Raw genomic sequence first — 15,758 nt, 5'->3', positions numbered from 1 at the left:
GCTCGGGTGAAACCATGTTGACCCCCTCGCAGCGCGTCGCCTGGCTTCGCCTGCTGCGTACCGACAATGTCGGGCCGGTCACCTTCCGCCAATTGCTCAACCGCTTCGGCTCGGCCGAGGCGGCGATTGACGCCCTGCCCGGCCTGCTTAAGCGCACCGGCAAGCCGCTCCGCATCACCACTCTATCGCAGGCCGAAGACGAGATTGCCGGGCTCGAACGCTATGGCGCGCGCCTCGTTGCCACGGGCGAAGCGGCCTATCCCGACCTGCTCAACCACATTCCCGCCTCCCCGCCGCTGGTCACCATGGCCGGCGGCGAGAATCTGGATTGGCAACGGACGGTCGGCATTGTCGGCGCGCGCAATGCTTCGTCCGCCGGCATCAAGATGACCCGTCTCTTGGCCACAGACCTGGGCGAGCGCGGCTACACCGTGGTCTCGGGCCTGGCCCGTGGCATCGACACGGCCGCCCACCAGGCCAGCCTCACCACGGGCACGATTGCCGTTCTGGCCGGTGGCTTCGACAAGATCTATCCCTCCGAAAACATCCCGCTCGCCCACGATATTCTCGACAATGGCGGCGCCCTGCTCACCGAAATGCCGCTGGGCTGGGAACCGCGCGCCAAGGATTTCCCGAGGCGTAACCGGCTGGTTTCCGGTCTGTCGCTCGGCATTGTCGTGGTCGAAGCCGCCAAGCGCTCCGGCTCACTGATTACCGCTCGGCTGGCATTGGAACAGAACCGCGACGTGTTCGCTGTACCCGGCTCGCCCTTGGACCCACGCGCCGAGGGCGGCAATTCGTTGATCCAGCAAGGCGCCAAGCTGATCACCAATGCCGAAGATATCATCGAAACATTGGGCAGCGCCGACCCCGCCCGCAACGCCCTATTCGATCCGCCATGGGAGCCTGACCTGGGTATCGAATCCGCTGAGCCAGCCCCGGGCGACGACGAAAAATCCCGGCTGCTATCAGCCCTCAGCGCCACGCCTGTGGAAATCGACGAACTGATTCGCCAATCCAGCCTCAGCGCCGGGACTATGCAAATGCTGCTGCTCGAACTCGATCTGGCCGGCCAGATCGAGTGGTCGAGCGGGCAATTGGTGGCGCTGAAATATAGCTGAGACTAGCGACCACGGTTGCGTTGATTGATGCCTGCGGTGCCATAGGGATAGTCACCGACTACGGGCTTGCTCGCCTCGCTGAGGGCATTGAGGTCGGCCTGGCTCAGCTTGAGCGCCGCCGATTTGAGGTTGTCGGCCAGTTGCTCCCGCGTCCGCGCGCCCAGAATCACCGATGTCACTGCCGGTTGCGCCGCGACCCAGGCCAGCGCGACCTGCGCCATGCTGACATTATGGACCTTGGCGATGTCCTCGACCGCGCCGATCACCGCCCAGGTGCTGTCCTTGGCATTGCGCGCCTCGAAGGCCTCCATGCCGCGGTTGGGGTTTTCGCCCAGCCGGGTTGCGCCCGTTGGCGCCTGATCGCGCTTATATTTGCCCGACAGCCAACCGCCGCCCAGCGGCGACCAGGGCAACAGCCCGATCTGTGCGTCGAGCGAGGCCGGTACGATCTCGTGTTCGATATCGCGGGAGAGCAGGCTATATTGCGGCTGCAGCGTCACCGGCGGCTGGTAGCCGTTGAGTTTGGCCAGATACGCCGCCTTGGTCAGCTGCCAGGCGGTAAAGTTGGAAAAGCCATAATAGGCAATCTTGCCGTTACGCGTCGCGTCATCGAGAAAGCGCAGCGTTTCCTCGAGCGGGGTCACCGCGTCGAAGGCGTGCATCTGATAGAGATCGACCTGCTCTACGCCCAGCCGCTTGAGCGAGGCATCAAGCGCTGAGCGCAAATGCTTGCGCGATATGCCCACATCGTTCCGCCCCTCCCCCATGGGAAAGCGCGCCTTGGTGGCGATCACCACGCTGTTGGCGCGGCTGGCATCGGCCTTGAGCCAATTGCCGATAATGCTTTCGGATGCGCCGGCGTTGTAAACATCGGCCGTATCGATGAAATTGCCCCCGGCCGCCACATAATCATCCAGCAGGCGATGCGAGGTCGCCTCGTCGGCTTCCTTGCCGAACGTCATCGTGCCCAGGCACAAATGCGAGACGATCGTGCCGCTGTTGCCGAGTTTGCGGTATTCCATGGTCCATTCCTCCTGGGGTGACCTGACATGCAGCCAGCGGCGAACTCACTGACGAGCTCAACACGCGATGGCCAGTTTGGCTGAATGTGTGAAACGGTTCGCCTGATGGGCGACCACCACCATTCCTGCACAGAACCGTCCACCCTGACAAGGCTGCAACGTTGTAACTGCGCTTCTGCGTGGCGAAACCCCCTGGAAAGGCGTAGATTTACGCGGCTCGTGATCGGCTCCGGGGGGAGGCCCGAACGGGCATGGGGAGATAAAAATGCCAAAAGTGTCCAACCTGTTCTTCAAGGCTGCCATTCTGTTCCTGATCGTGGGGATCGGGATCGGCATCCACATGTCGATCAGCCACAACCACAATGTGATCGGCGCGCACGCCCACATCAACCTGCTCGGCTGGGTGACCAGTGCCCTGTTCGGCGGTTATTACGCGCTCAATCCCGCCAAGGCCGAACGGCGCCTCGCCTTCATTCACTTCGGTGTCTACACCACCGGCGTCGCCATCATGGCCGTCTCGCTCTACTTGCTGCTACAGGGCGTCACCGCAGTCGAACCCCTGGTGGCGGTGAGCTCGCTGGTCGTTTTTGCCGGCGTGCTGATCTTCGCCTGGACTGTATTCTCCAGCAACACCCCGGCGGTTTCCCGCAAGGCGCGCCTCGCCTGATCCAACGACTTTGCTCGGTCCTTTTTGCAAGGGGCCGAGCCCGTTTGGACAGGGGCCGTTGACACGACCCTCCGCCTTCACCATGTTGCGCCACCTCAAGACAAGCGGTTGCGGAACGGAATATCCATGAAGGTCGTCGTCGTTGAAAGTCCGGCTAAAGCCAAGACAATCAACAAATATTTGGGCTCGGGCTATGAAGTCCTGGCGTCCTTCGGCCATATCCGCGATCTCCCCGCGAAGGACGGATCGGTCCGTCCGGATGAAGATTTCGCCATGTCCTGGGAGGTCGATACGGCCTCCAAGAAGCGCGTTGCCGACATTGCCAACGCCCTCAAGGGTGCCGATGGCCTGATCCTCGCCACCGACCCTGACCGCGAAGGCGAAGCGATTTCCTGGCATATTCTGGATGTGCTGCGCGCCAAGAAGGCGATCAAAAAGGACACGACCGTCCAGCGTGTGGTGTTCAACGCCATCACCAAGGATGCCGTGACCGCCGCGATGGCCAAGCCGCGCGACATCGATATGCCGCTGGTGGACGCCTATCTCGCCCGCCGCGCTCTCGATTACCTCGTGGGTTTCACCCTTTCGCCGATCCTCTGGCGCAAGCTGCCCGGCTCCCGTTCGGCCGGCCGCGTGCAATCGGTGGCGCTGCGTCTGGTCTCCGACCGCGAAGCCGAGATCGAAAAGTTCAAGGCCGACGAGTATTGGTCGGTCGAAGCCAAGCTCGCCCAAAAGGGCAAGAGCTTCCTCGCCCGCCTCTTCTCCGTCGATGGCAAGAAGACCGACAAGCTCGACATCAAGACCGGCGAGAATGCCGCCGAGCTCAAGCAATTGATCGAGGCCGGTCAGTTCAACGTCTCCAACGTTGAAAAGAAGCCGACCAAGCGCAATCCCTACGCGCCCTTCACCACGTCGAGCCTGCAGCAGGATGCCAGCTCGCGCCTCGGGCTGTCGCCCAGTCGCACCATGCAGATCGCCCAGCGCCTCTACGAAGACGGCCTGATCACCTACATGCGTACCGACGCCGTGCAGATGGCGCCCGAGGGCATTGCCATGGCCCGCTCGGTCATCGGCAAATATTTCGGCGAGGAATATCTGCCGGAAAAAGCCCGCATCTATCAGACCAAGGCCAAAAACGCCCAAGAGGCGCACGAGGCCATCCGTCCCACCGACATGTTCAAGCGGCCGGAAAACCTCAATCTGGATGCCGACCAGTCCAAGCTCTATGGCCTGATCTGGCGCCGTACGCTTGCGTCGCAAATGAAATCCGCCGAGATCGATCGCACCACGGTCGATATCGCCGTCAACGTGCCTGCTCGCCAGGTCGAACTGCGCGCCGTCGGCTCGGTCGTCACCTTCCCCGGCTTCCTCAAGCTCTATGGCGTCGAGGTCAAATCCGACGAGGACGAGGAAGATGAGGACAGCCGCGAGCTGCCGCCCCTCGCCGTGGGCGACAAGCCTGATCTGCAAGCGGTTGATATCGAGCAGCATTTCACCCAGCCGCCCAGCCGCTATACCGAAGCCAGCCTCATCAAGAAGATGGAAGAGCTCGGCATTGGTCGCCCTTCGACCTATGCGGCCACGCTGACCACCCTCAAGGACCGCGACTATGTCCGCCTCGAGGGCAAGGCTTTGCATCCCGAAGATCGCGGCCGCATCGTCACCGCCTTCCTCGAGAGCTTCTTCACCCGCTATGTCGAATACGGCTTCACCGCGGGCCTCGAAGAACAGCTGGACCAGGTTTCAGCAGGCGAACTCGAATACAAGACCGTGCTGCGCGACTTCTGGAAGGATTTCACGCACGCCACCGACGAGATCAAGGATCTGCGCGTTTCCGAAGTCTTGGACGCGCTGAACGAACTCCTCGCCAGCCGCATCTTCCCGCCCAAGGAAGATGGCTCGGATCCGCGCCGCTGCCCCACTTGCGGTACCGGCCAGCTCTCACTCAAGCTGGGCAAGTTCGGCGCCTTTATCGGCTGCTCCAACTATCCCGAATGCAAGCACACCATGCAGCTTTCGGACGCGGCCTCCGGCCAGTCCAGCGAAGCCGCACAAGGCGATGGCATTCTGGGCACCGATCCGGAATCGGGCGAAGAGGTCTATCTGAAGACCGGCCGTTTCGGCCCCTATGTCCAGCTCGGCGAAGGCAAGGAGCCCAAGCGCTCTTCCCTGCCCAAGGGCTGGGAAGCGGCCACGCTCAATCTCGAACAAGCCCTCAAGCTGCTCTCGCTTCCCCGTGAAGTGGGCTTGCATCCCGAGACGCAGCTCCCCATATCCGCTGGCATAGGCCGCTACGGTCCCTTCGTCCTGCATGATGGCAAATATGCCAACCTGCCCGACGTCGAAGAGGTCTTCACCGTCGGCCTCAACCGCGCCGTCGACCTGATCGCCCAGAAAGCCGCTGGCGGCTTCAAGCGCGGCGGTGGCGCAACGGTCGCTGCCATCCAGACCTTCGAGCACGACAACGGCCCCATCACCGTCCGCGCCGGCCGCTACGGCCCCTATGTCAACCAGGGCAAGATCAACGCCACCATCCCCAAGGACGTCCAACCCGAGGCGGTAACGCTCGACCAGGCCGTGCAGTGGATCGCGGCACGCGCCGAGGCCACCGGCACCAAGGTGAAGAAGGCTCCGGCAAAGAAAGCCGCTGCCAAGAAGCCGGCAGCAAAAAAGGCGACAACTAAAGCTGCTGCTGAAAAGCCCGCCGCCAAGAAAGCGGCTCCGAAGAAGGTTGCGGTGAAGAAGGTCGTATCGGACGAGGATGTGCCGTTCTAGGAAGACACATCCTCTCTCCTCACTCGAGGCACCCCACTCTCCTCCCCACCGCATCTCCCTCGGGCTCGACCCGAGGGCCTTTCGGGATCGGCACACGTTCGTTGATGCGCCCCAACGAGTGTGCGTCGGGAGAGTGGCCCTCGGGTCAAGCCCGAGGGAGATCCGGTGGTTTGACTAACCCGTGCGTCGCCACCCAATGCGACGCCCGTCACCCAATCCCGAGCCCAAAGTACAAATCATCCCATTCGGGATTATCCTTCTCGATCAGCTCATCCTTCCACGCCCGCACCCAGTGCTTGATATTATGCTCGCGCTGCATCGCCCGGTGCATGTTCTGGTGTTCCTCGAAATACACCAGCAAATGGCAGTGATGTTCCTTGGTGAAACCAGGAACCACCTCGTTCTTGTGCTCCCACACCCGGCGAATGAGATCGCCTGTGGCACCGACATAGACGGTCCCGAACTTGCGGTTTGCCATGATGTAAACCCAGGCCGCCATCTTCTCGCTTTCGAGCTTTGGCCCCAAATCCCGGCCAACCACCGGATTTCCCTCGGGCTTGACCCGAGGGCCACTCTCCAGCGGCACAATGCTTCAATCCGGCTCAGTGGTTCACCGGCAGGCCCTCGGGTCAAGCCCGAGGGAGATGCGGTGGGTGAAATTGGCCCCGCACCACACACAAACACCCCCTCACCACCCAAAATTGGCAATCCCCACGGATTTGCCCTATCTATCACTCAACACACAGAAACATTTTGAATGCCCATCCCACCCAAAAAACCAAAAAACACCTCCGGCCCCAGGCGCGCGCGGCAACCCGCTGCTGGCGCTCTGCCGACCCGCGAACAGCTGCTCGAAGCGCTCGCCCAGCAGTCCGACATCAAGGGCAAACGCGATCTTGCCAAGGTCTTCGGCATCCGTGGCGATATGCGTCGGCCGTTCAAGGCCATGCTGGCCGAGCTTGAGGGTGAGGGGATTATCACCCGCACCCGCAAGGCCCTGCGCCGCACCGCCGCTCTGCCCCACGTGACTGTGCTCGACATCCCGAGCGATGCCGACCCGGACAATCTCCACGCCTTCCCCGCGCAGTGGAACGAGGAAGAAGGCGAACGCCCACGCGTCACCGTCATCCAGGGCCGCGACGCCCGCGTTGCGCCCGCCCCTGGCGACCGCATTCTGGCGCGCATCGATGCCGGCGAGGCCGAAGTGCCGGTCTATACCGCCAAGCCGATGAAAATCCTCGACAAGCCCCGCAAGGGCCAGATCGGCATTGTCCGCATGGACGATGATGGCGCCCGCCTGATCCCGGTCGATCGCAAGCAGAAGGAAATGCGCATTCCGCTGGGCGACCTGCTGACCGCCAGCGATGGCGATCTGGTCGAAGTCGAGGTCAAGCTATCCGGCCGCCTGATGATTCCGCGCGCCAAGGTCGTCGCCGTCATCGGCAATCCGATGTCGGAAGGCGCCATCAGCCTGATCGCCATCCACAACCTCGAAATCCCCTACCGCTTCCCGGCCAGCGTCACCCGTGAGGCCGAAGAGGCCAAGGAGGCGACGCTCAAGGGCCGCGAGGACTGGCGCGAATTGCCGCTGGTCACCATCGATCCGCCCGACGCCAAGGACCATGACGACGCCGTCTACGCCGAGCCCGATACGGACGCCGCCAATCCCGGCGGCTTCATTGTCTATGTCGCCATTGCCGACGTCGCCGCCTATGTCCGTCCCGGCACGGCGCTGGATCGCGAAGCCTATCTGCGCGGCAATTCGGTCTATTTCCCCGACCGGGTCGTGCCCATGCTGCCCGAACGCATCTCCAATGAGCTATGCTCGCTCAAGGAAGCCGAGCCACGCGCTTCGCTGGCCGTCCGCATGGTCATGGGGGCCGATGGCCGCAAGCGCAGCCACAGCTTCCACAGGGTGCTGATGCGCTCGGCCGCCAAGCTGAGCTACCAGCAGGCCCAGGCCGCCATTGATGGCAATCCCGATGACAAGACGGGGCCGATCCTCGGGCCCATCCTGCGCCCACTCTGGGCCGCCTATGCCGCCATGGCCAAGGCGCGTGACCAGCGTGGCCCGCTTGATCTCGATCTACCCGAGCGCAAGATCGTGCTCGACGACAAGGGTCTGGTGAAGGATATCCGCATTCCCGAGCGACTCGATGCCCATCGCCTGATCGAAGAGATGATGATCGCCGCCAATGTCGCGGCGGCCGAAACGCTCGAATCCAAGCGCTCGCCCCTGCTCTATCGGGTGCATGACGAGCCCAGCAGCGAAAAGCTGCAGGCTTTGCGCGATTTCCTCGGCTCGCTCGACATCGCGGTCAAGAAGTCCGATTCCGTTCGCGCCAGCGATTTCAATGGCGTGCTCGCCCAGTCCCGCAAGGCGGGCAATGTCGAGCAGGTCAGCGAGATGGTGCTGCGCAGCCAGGCCCAGGCTGAATATGCGCCCGAGAATTACGGCCATTTCGGCCTCAACCTCGACCGCTACGCTCACTTCACCTCGCCCATCCGCCGCTATGCCGATCTCATCGTTCACCGCGCGCTGATCAAGGCGCTGGACCTGGGCAGCGATGGCCTGTCCGAGCAGGAAGGGCTCAAGCTCACCGGCATTGGCCAGCACATCTCGGCCACCGAGCGCCGCGCCATGCTGGCCGAGCGCGAAACTGCCGACCGCCTGCTGGCGCAGTTCCTTTCCGCGCAGATCGGCGCCCGCTTTGAGGGCCGCATTTCCGGCGTCACCCGTTCGGGCCTCTTCGTGCGCCTGCTCGATACTGGCGCCGATGGTTTTATCCCCGCCTCCACTCTGGGGCAGGATTATTACCGCTATGTCGAGGAGATGCAGTCCATGGTGGGCGAGCGCACCGGCGAAAAGTTCAGCCTGGGCGATCGCGTAACCGTGCGGCTACTCGAAGTTGCCCCGATTGCCGGGGCCATGCGGTTCGAATTGCTGTCCGAAGGGACGCGCGTCAATCCGTCATCTGTGCGTCGCGGGCAGAAGCGCCCATCTAGGAGTTACGGGCCCAAGGGCCGCAAAAAGAGGTGATGAAATGACCGCGGAGGTCACGACTTTGGAAGATCGGCAAACCTGGCAGGCCATCGGGCGCGGCACGATGTGCAAGTGTCCCCATTGCGGCAAGGGCAAGATGTTCAAGTCCTACCTCAAGGTCACCGATTATTGCGCATCCTGCGGCGAGCAGCTCGATCTGCACCGCGCCGACGATTTCCCGCCCTATATCGCCATCATGATTGTCGGCCACCTGCTGGTCGCCGTCATGCTGCACATGGAAATGACCTGGCACATCAATCCCATGCTCTATATCTACACCATGGTGCCGCTGGCCATCATCCTGCCGCTGGCCATTCTGCCCTCCACCAAGGGGGCAATTGTCGGTTTTCAGTGGGCCAGGCGCATGCATGGCTTCGGCCACCCGGCGCAAGCCTGAACTGCAGCTTGACAATCGGCGCCAAATCCGTAGGTTGCGCCCAAATTCCGGCGCTGCCATCCGCAGCGCCTTTGGTTTTGTGAAGGACCCGAAGAATGGCCAAAGCCGCCTCCGTAAAGATCAAGCTGGTGTCGACGGCCGATACTGGTTTCTACTACGTCACCAAGAAGAACGCCCGCACCCAGACCGAGAAGCTCTCGTACAACAAATACGATCCGGTCGTGCGCAAGCATGTCGAATTCAAGGAAGCCAAGATCAAGTAATCTGGCGCCTTCGATCTGAAATGCAAAAGCCCCGCATCATCGATGCGGGGCTTTTTGCTGGTTGTCATTAGCGCGACAAATGCGACGTCGATGCTAGCAGTCCGCTAGCGTAAAGGCATAAGTGGCTGGTCCGGAGCGGCATGTCGAAGAGGCCACTCTATCCGCGTCCGGACCAGCCGCCCCACGGGGCTCAGGAGTTGCGGCATTCCCGAGACAGGCCGTAGGGAGCTGTGAGCGCGGATGCGTAAGTAGTGCCCCGCGGCTTGCTTGGACCCTACTCCGGCACCCCGGAAACTCAAGCAAATCCAGGCGTCTGGCGCCGGTAAGTTCTTGTTAATTATAACGGATAACCCTAACGCGTCCAATTGCAGCTTTCTCAGGCTGCGTCGAACACCACCCGGTTGCGGCCTTCGCGCTTGGCCCGGTACAGCGCCACATCAGCTCGCTTGATCAGCGTCTCCGGCGTATCGCTCAAACTCTCATTGAGCGTAACCCCAACCGACACCGTCACCCCGATCATCCGCCCCGCCCCAGCCTCAAAACTCCGCTCCGCCACTGACTGCCGCACCCGCTCGGCAATCGATTCTGCCTGCCGAACATCGGTATCGGGCATCAGCACGACGAATTCCTCGCCGCCAAAACGGCAGGCCAGATCGACCCCGCGGACGTTACGTTTCAATCGGTTAGCGAACTCCTTGAGCACGGAATCGCCGATGTCGTGGCCATAGGTATCATTGACGGCCTTGAAGTGATCCACATCAAGGATCATCAGCGCCATATCGCGCCCCTGGCTCTGAGCCTTGCTCAGCATAACCCCCAGATGCCGCTCGAAATAACGCCGGTTATAAAGCCCCGTCATGTCGTCGGTGACGGCCATGGCCATGGTCTGGTTGACGCTGTGGCGCAACTCGGTGGCATAGCGCTGCCGCCGAATCTGCGTCCGCACCCGCGCCGCCAGCTCATTGCGCTCCACCGGCCGCATGATGAAATCATTGACGCCCAGATCCAGCGCCCGCACCACCTTGGGCCGGTCAGCCTCATCGGCCACCAGAATGATCGGCAGGTTGCGCGTATGCTCAAGCGTACGAATCTGCGAGCAGACCCGCAGCGGATCGAAATCGGTGAGCGACATGGTGATCAGCGCCAGCTCATACTGCGCGCCGGTCACCTGGAACACGGCGTCCGCCGGCTGGGTCAACACATCGACCCGGTGGCCGGGCGCCAGATAGGCCTTGATGCGCTCAGCGTGGCGCGCATCGGTATCGACGATGAGAATGGAGCCGTTATCGGCATTGATCTTGTCCATCGCGCGGAACGAATCCTCGATGGCAATCTGCTGGCCAGTCACGGCGCGAGAGCGCAGCTCATCGGTCAAAGACTTGAGGCGCACCAGGCTTTTGACCCGCGCCATCAGCTGCATGTCATCGACCGGTTTGGTCAGGAAGTCGTCGGCGCCGACCTCCAGCCCCTTGACCCGGTCGGAGGGCTGATCGAGCGCGGTGATCATCAGTACCGGCACGTGATGGGTGCGGGTATTGGCCTTGAGCCGCCGGCAGACCTCGAAGCCGTCCATGATGGGCATCATGACGTCGAGCAGCACCATGTCGACATCCGAGCTTTCGCAGATATCGAGGGCTTCCTGGCCGGACGAAGCGGTTACGACATCGAAATATTCCGCACTCAGCCGCGCCTCGAGCAGGCGAACATTGGTTGGGATGTCGTCGACGATGAGAATGCGCGCAGTCACTTGGCAGCCTTCAGCTCATTGCCCACCCTGCAGCGTCCACTGCGGGTTCGGAGCAAGCCGGATCGGCCTTGAAGACGACCGTTCAGGCCGGGCCAATATAGTGGGCAATAGTTTCCAGAAAATGAGGCACGGAGATGGGCTTACTAATGTATCCCTCGCAGCCGCCCTGCAAAATCCGCTCCTCATCGCCCTTCATGGCAAAGGCGGTGACGGCGATAACTGGAATATGGGCTAGGTCCTCGTCGTCCTTGAGCCATTTGGTTACAACCAGGCCCGAAACCTCAGGCAATTGGATATCCATGAGAATCAGATCGGGATGGTGGGCGCGGGCAAGGTCGAGTGCTTCCATCCCGTTCCGGGTCTGGATAACGGCATAGCCGCGCGATTCGAGCAGATCGTTGAACAGCTTCATGTTCAGCTCGTTATCTTCCACGATCATCACAGTCTTGGGCATCGATCCATCCTCGCGCCGCCGGGGCGCTGGCGACACTTCGCTTTGCCGCCCCGTTCAGCTACCATGCTATCTCTTACAAAACACCAAATGAGGCTTGGCGTTGCCCCGTACGCAGACTGCACAACCCGATGTGGCAAGCCTCGCCGATTCCTGCCTGGGCTATCTCGCAGAAAATCCCGACGAACTGCTGGCTTTCATGCAGTTTGCCGGTTTTGACCCCGATATGCTGCGCCGCTCCGTCGGCTCATCCGCGCTGCAGCACGGGCTCGTAGACTACTTTGCCTCAAACGAGTCGATTCTGCTCGCCCTCTGCGCAAATACCGGCATAACGCCCGAAGCGTTCATGCGCGTGTGGCAGCGCCTCAACCCATCGGGGTAGATATGGCGATCGATTGGCTCTGCCGCGATTGCCTAGCGCATGGCTCCGCCAATGCCGCGCCACAGCGCTGCCCTGGCTGCGGGTCGCCGCGCTTGCGGGCCCATGAGGAGCTGTTTGCACTGACCACGGCCCATGTCGATTGCGACGCCTTCTACGCGTCGGTCGAAAAGCGCGACGATCCTTCGCTGCGCGACAAGCCGCTGATCATCGGCGGCGGCGTACGCGGCGTGGTGTCCACCTGCTGCTATATCGCCCGCCAGTCCGGCGTGCGCTCGGCCATGCCGATGTTCAAGGCGCGGCAACTGTGTCCCGACGCCATCATCATCAAGCCCAATATGGCCAAATATGTCGAGGTCAGTCGCCAGATCAGGCGGCATATGGATGCGCTCACCCCATTGGTTGAGCCGCTATCCATCGACGAAGCCTTTCTCGATCTCTCGGGCACCCAGGCCCTGCACAAAGCCCCGCCGGCTCTGGTGCTAGCCCGCTTTGCCAGGACCATCGAGACCGAGATTGGCGTCACTATTTCGGTAGGGCTTAGCCACAACAAGTTCCTGGCCAAGGTAGCGTCCGATCTCGATAAACCGCGCGGCTTTGCCGTGATCGGCGCTGCCGAAACGCTATCCTTCCTCGCACCGCAACCGATCAGCCTGATCTATGGCGTCGGCAAGGTGCTGGCGGAGACCCTGCGTAAAGACGGGCTGGTGACCATTGGCCAATTGCAGGACGAGCCGCCGGACAATCTGATGCGCCGCTACGGTGAAATGGGCGCCCGGCTGGCGCGGCTGGCTCGGGGCGAGGATAGCCGCCGGATTTCTTCGGATAGCGAAATGAAAACGGTCTCTTCGGAGACGACATTCAATACCGATATTAGCTCACTTGACACCCTCTCCACCGAGTTGCTGCATGTCACCGAACGCCTCTCCGAGCGGCTCAAGGCCAAAAATATCGTCGGCGATACGGTGACGCTGAAGCTGAAATCTGCCGGTTTCCGCTTGCGTACGCGCGCCCGGCACTTGATGATCCCCACGCAGCTTGCCAGTGTGATCTACGAAACCGGGCTGTCGCTGCTGGGTCGCGAGATCGATGGCACCGCATTCCGGCTGATTGGAATCGGTGTTTCGGGTATTGAACCGGCCGATGGGACCGATCCGGCGGATTTGCTGGAGCCGGCAGTGGCCCGCAAGGCTGCCGCCGAACGCGCCATGGATCGGGTTCGCACCCGGTTTGGCCGCGAGGCAGTGGTCCGGGGCAAGCTTTATGGAAAACGGCAGGCGCCGCCGCCGCTCGATATCGATGACGACCAGAACGAAGGTAAGACCAGATGACCAGCCCGATCGAAAAGCTCCGTGAATATGGCTATGAGCTGCCCGCCCCCAAGGCGCCGGTGGCCAGCTATGTTCCGGTCACCCGGACCGGCAATATTCTTTATGTCTCGGGGCAGATTTCGAGCAATGAAGGCGGCGTGATCACCGGCTTACTGGGTGACACGATGAACGTTGTCCAGGGAGGGAATGCCGCCGAACTGGCTGCGCTCAACGTGCTCTCCCAGATCGTCCATATGGGTGGCGTACCGCTTCAGGATATCAAGCGCATCCTCAAGGTGACGGTTCTGGTCGCCTCGACCCCTGACTTCACCGAACAGCATCTGGTGGCCAATGGCTGCTCCAACCTGCTGGTCGGCGTGCTGGGCGACAAGGGCAAGCATGCTCGCGCAGCCTTCGGCGTTGCGTCCCTGCCCTTCGGCGCAGCTGTGGAGATCGAAGCAGTCGTCGAGGTCTGAGCGTAACGCCAGCGTCACATTGCGGTGCCACTGAGGCCCGAACCCAAGATGAGGCACACCATGTCCGAACCGCTCTTTCCCCGTCCCGTTGCGCACCGTGGCCTGCACGATCGGGCAGCGGGCATCATCGAGAACAGCGCCAGCGCATTCGAGGCAGCCATTGTCGGCAATTTCGCCATCGAATGCGATTTGCAGCTCACCAGCGATGGTGTGCCCGTGGTGTTTCACGACGATGATCTGAAACGCCTGACGGGCAAGGACGGCGCGGTCGCCGATATCACCTGGGCCGAGCTGAGCGTGACGCCGCTGCTGGACAGCGCCAAGGGCGATTGTCCTCAGCGTTTCGGGGACTTTCTGGCGCAGATCGATGGCCGGGCGCTGTTGCAGGTCGAGCTCAAGCATCAGCGCGACATTGGCGGCACACAGCTGCTGGCCCGCGCGGCTGCGGAGGCGCTCAAGTCGTATACCGGGCCGGTTACGGTCGAATCGTTTGATCCCAAGCTGATCAGCCTAGTTCGTCAGTTTGGCTTTACCGGACCGCGCGGCATCATCACCTATGACTACGAGCCCGAGGACGGCGACGAGAACCTGACCGACGATCAGCGTTACACCTTGCGCCATCTGCTGCATTGGCACGAGACGCAGTTTGATTTCATCTCCTGTGCGGCGGATGCACTTGAACTGCCCGCCATCAAGTTCTGGCGCGCCCTGGGTAAGCCCGTCACGGCCTGGACCATCCGCTCGCAGGCGGCAGCTGACGCGGCCCTGGCGCATGCCGACCAGATCGTCTTTGAGGGTTTCGACCCCGCCAAATCTGCGTGATTGGACGGGGCTGCGGTCTTTTAATGCCGGGCAACGCGACCTATGTTAGCGAACCTGCTGACCTCCGCCCGGAGTTCCCGCTATCCCCTCCCCTTCGCTGACTGCAACGATCTATCCATCAACCGCGGCTATTCCCGCCGAGACTTGGAATGCCTTGGTGCCGTCCACCGGCGGCAAGACCGATAATCCGTTTCTCGACCATGCGTTCTTTCTGGCGCTGGAGCAGTCCGGCTGCGCCACGGGCCGCACGGGCTGGCAGCCGCAGCACATCGTGCTGGCCGACGCTGACCGGCCGATGGGCATGATGCCGCTATTCCTCAAGTCGCATTCCATGGGCGAATATGTGTTCGACCATGGCTGGGCCGACGCCTATGAGCGCGCCGGGGGCAATTACTATCCCAAGCTGCAATGCTCGGTGCCCTTCACTCCCGCCACGGCGCCCAAGCTGCTGGTGCCCTCGGGCGACCCGGCCATTCAGGCCGCCCTGCTCTCCACCGCTCAGCAATTGGCCGAGCAGCGAAAAGCCTCCTCGGTTCACGCGACATTCGTACCGGAGGCCGAGGCCGACCTGATCGCGGGTGACGGCTGGTTGAAGCGGATGGATACGCAATTTCACTGGTTCAACCAGGGTTTTGCCAGCTTCGAGGATTTCCTCGAAACGCTGTCATCGCGCAAGCGCAAGACCATCCGCCGCGAGCGCCGCGACGCCTTGGCCGATGGCTTGACCGTCAAATGGCTCAGCGGCAGCGATTTGATGGAGCATCATTGGGATGCCTTCTACGATTTCTACGAGGATACCGGCGCCCGCAAATGGGGCCGGCCCTATCTCAACCGCGAGTTTTTCTCGCTGTTGAATCAAACCATGGCCGACCGCATCGTGCTGATGCTGGCCTATGACGGGCCGACCCCGATTGCTGGAGCGATCAATTTCCTCGGTTCAGACCGGATTTTCGGCCGCAATTGGGGTTGCACGCGGGATGTGCCGTTCCTGCATTTCGAACTCTGCTATTATCAGGCCATCGACTACGCCATTGCCCATAAGCTTGCTGTGGTTGAGGCCGGCGCGCAGGGCGAGCACAAGCTGGCGCGCGGCTACGAGCCGACACCGACCTATTCGGTGCATTGGATAGCTCATCCCGGCCTGCGCCACGCTGTAGCCGATTTCCTCGAACATGAACGCATGTCGGTGACGCATGAACAGCTGCTGCTGGATGCGCATACGCCCTTCCGCAAAGGCGAGCGGACGGACCACTAGCCGGCGTGGCACTATCGCCACTTCCACCGG

15 protein-coding genes are annotated in these 15,758 nt (G+C 61.9%); 11 read left to right on the top strand and 4 right to left on the bottom strand.

Annotation, left to right across the window (positions count from 1 at the left end; translation table 11 throughout):
• Positions 1–14 precede the first annotated feature (14 nt).
• Positions 15–1,121, top strand: coding sequence for a DNA-processing protein DprA (gene dprA, locus ACI3KW_RS03555; RefSeq protein ID WP_404846957.1), 1,107 nt, complete (start codon positions 15–17; stop codon positions 1,119–1,121).
• 2 nt (positions 1,122–1,123) lie between these two features.
• Here the strand turns inward: dprA and ACI3KW_RS03550 are convergent, their stop codons facing one another.
• Positions 1,124–2,143, bottom strand: coding sequence for an aldo/keto reductase (locus tag ACI3KW_RS03550; RefSeq protein WP_404846956.1), 1,020 nt, complete (start codon positions 2,141–2,143; stop codon positions 1,124–1,126).
• A gap of 265 nt (positions 2,144–2,408) precedes the next feature.
• Here ACI3KW_RS03550 and ACI3KW_RS03545 point away from each other — a divergent pair, with 265 nt between their 5' ends.
• Both ACI3KW_RS03545 and topA read left to right on the top strand, forming a co-directional pair.
• On the top strand, positions 2,409–2,810 hold the full coding sequence (locus ACI3KW_RS03545; RefSeq protein ID WP_404846955.1) for a hypothetical protein: 402 nt from the start codon (positions 2,409–2,411) through the stop codon (positions 2,808–2,810).
• Between the two features lie 126 nt (positions 2,811–2,936).
• Positions 2,937–5,585, top strand: a complete 2,649-nt coding sequence (gene topA / locus ACI3KW_RS03540) for a type I DNA topoisomerase (protein ID WP_404846954.1) — start codon at positions 2,937–2,939, stop codon at positions 5,583–5,585.
• A gap of 208 nt (positions 5,586–5,793) precedes the next feature.
• On the opposite strand, the gene ACI3KW_RS03535 is transcribed toward topA, so the two are convergent.
• Positions 5,794–6,171, bottom strand: a complete 378-nt coding sequence (locus ACI3KW_RS03535; protein ID WP_404846953.1) for a GIY-YIG nuclease family protein — start codon at positions 6,169–6,171, stop codon at positions 5,794–5,796.
• Between the two features lie 171 nt (positions 6,172–6,342).
• Between ACI3KW_RS03535 and rnr the strand changes: the two genes are divergently transcribed.
• The 3 genes from rnr (at position 6,343) to rpmG (ending at position 9,288) form a co-directional block, all read left to right on the top strand.
• Complete coding sequence (rnr, locus tag ACI3KW_RS03530) at positions 6,343–8,625, top strand: ribonuclease R (RefSeq protein ID WP_404846952.1); 2,283 nt, start codon at positions 6,343–6,345, stop codon at positions 8,623–8,625.
• A 4-nt stretch (positions 8,626–8,629) separates the two neighbouring features.
• Positions 8,630–9,025: a DUF983 domain-containing protein gene (locus tag ACI3KW_RS03525; protein ID WP_262167806.1), complete on the top strand. Its 396-nt coding sequence runs from the start codon at positions 8,630–8,632 to the stop codon at positions 9,023–9,025.
• A gap of 95 nt (positions 9,026–9,120) precedes the next feature.
• Positions 9,121–9,288 carry a 50S ribosomal protein L33 gene (gene rpmG / locus ACI3KW_RS03520; protein WP_035096841.1) on the top strand — a complete coding sequence of 56 codons (168 nt, stop codon included), beginning with the start codon at positions 9,121–9,123 and terminating at the stop codon, positions 9,286–9,288.
• Positions 9,289–9,664: 376 nt separating this feature from the next.
• On the opposite strand, the gene ACI3KW_RS03515 is transcribed toward rpmG, so the two are convergent.
• Positions 9,665–11,035 carry a PleD family two-component system response regulator gene (locus ACI3KW_RS03515; RefSeq protein WP_262167810.1) on the bottom strand — a complete coding sequence of 457 codons (1,371 nt, stop codon included), beginning with the start codon at positions 11,033–11,035 and terminating at the stop codon, positions 9,665–9,667.
• Between the two features lie 82 nt (positions 11,036–11,117).
• Positions 11,118–11,489 (bottom strand): response regulator, encoded by a 372-nt coding sequence (locus ACI3KW_RS03510; protein ID WP_035096845.1) that lies wholly within the window; start codon positions 11,487–11,489, stop codon positions 11,118–11,120.
• 100 nt (positions 11,490–11,589) lie between these two features.
• Here ACI3KW_RS03510 and ACI3KW_RS03505 point away from each other — a divergent pair, with 100 nt between their 5' ends.
• The 5 genes from ACI3KW_RS03505 (at position 11,590) to ACI3KW_RS03485 (ending at position 15,728) form a co-directional block, all read left to right on the top strand.
• Positions 11,590–11,868, top strand: coding sequence for a DUF3572 family protein (locus tag ACI3KW_RS03505; RefSeq protein WP_404846951.1), 279 nt, complete (start codon positions 11,590–11,592; stop codon positions 11,866–11,868).
• Between the two features lie 2 nt (positions 11,869–11,870).
• The gene (locus ACI3KW_RS03500; RefSeq protein ID WP_404846950.1) at positions 11,871–13,196 is read left to right on the top strand and encodes a DNA polymerase IV; all 1,326 of its coding nucleotides are present in this window, start codon (positions 11,871–11,873) and stop codon (positions 13,194–13,196) included.
• Positions 13,193–13,651 carry a RidA family protein gene (locus ACI3KW_RS03495; RefSeq protein WP_035096850.1) on the top strand — a complete coding sequence of 153 codons (459 nt, stop codon included), beginning with the start codon at positions 13,193–13,195 and terminating at the stop codon, positions 13,649–13,651. The genes ACI3KW_RS03500 and ACI3KW_RS03495 overlap by 4 nt, the downstream gene beginning before the upstream one ends.
• 60 nt (positions 13,652–13,711) lie before the next feature.
• Positions 13,712–14,473: a glycerophosphodiester phosphodiesterase family protein gene (locus ACI3KW_RS03490; RefSeq protein WP_404846949.1), complete on the top strand. Its 762-nt coding sequence runs from the start codon at positions 13,712–13,714 to the stop codon at positions 14,471–14,473.
• Between the two features lie 82 nt (positions 14,474–14,555).
• Positions 14,556–15,728, top strand: a complete 1,173-nt coding sequence (locus ACI3KW_RS03485) for a GNAT family N-acetyltransferase (RefSeq protein WP_404847042.1) — start codon at positions 14,556–14,558, stop codon at positions 15,726–15,728.
• The last annotated feature ends 30 nt before the right edge of the window (positions 15,729–15,758 follow it).

The organism is Devosia sp. ZW T5_3 (genome assembly GCF_044987315.1).
In the GTDB taxonomy this organism is placed as follows: domain Bacteria; phylum Pseudomonadota; class Alphaproteobacteria; order Rhizobiales; family Devosiaceae; genus Devosia.
The sequence above is the reverse complement of the archived record's forward strand: the minus strand, read 5'-3'. Positions and strand labels throughout refer to the sequence as shown.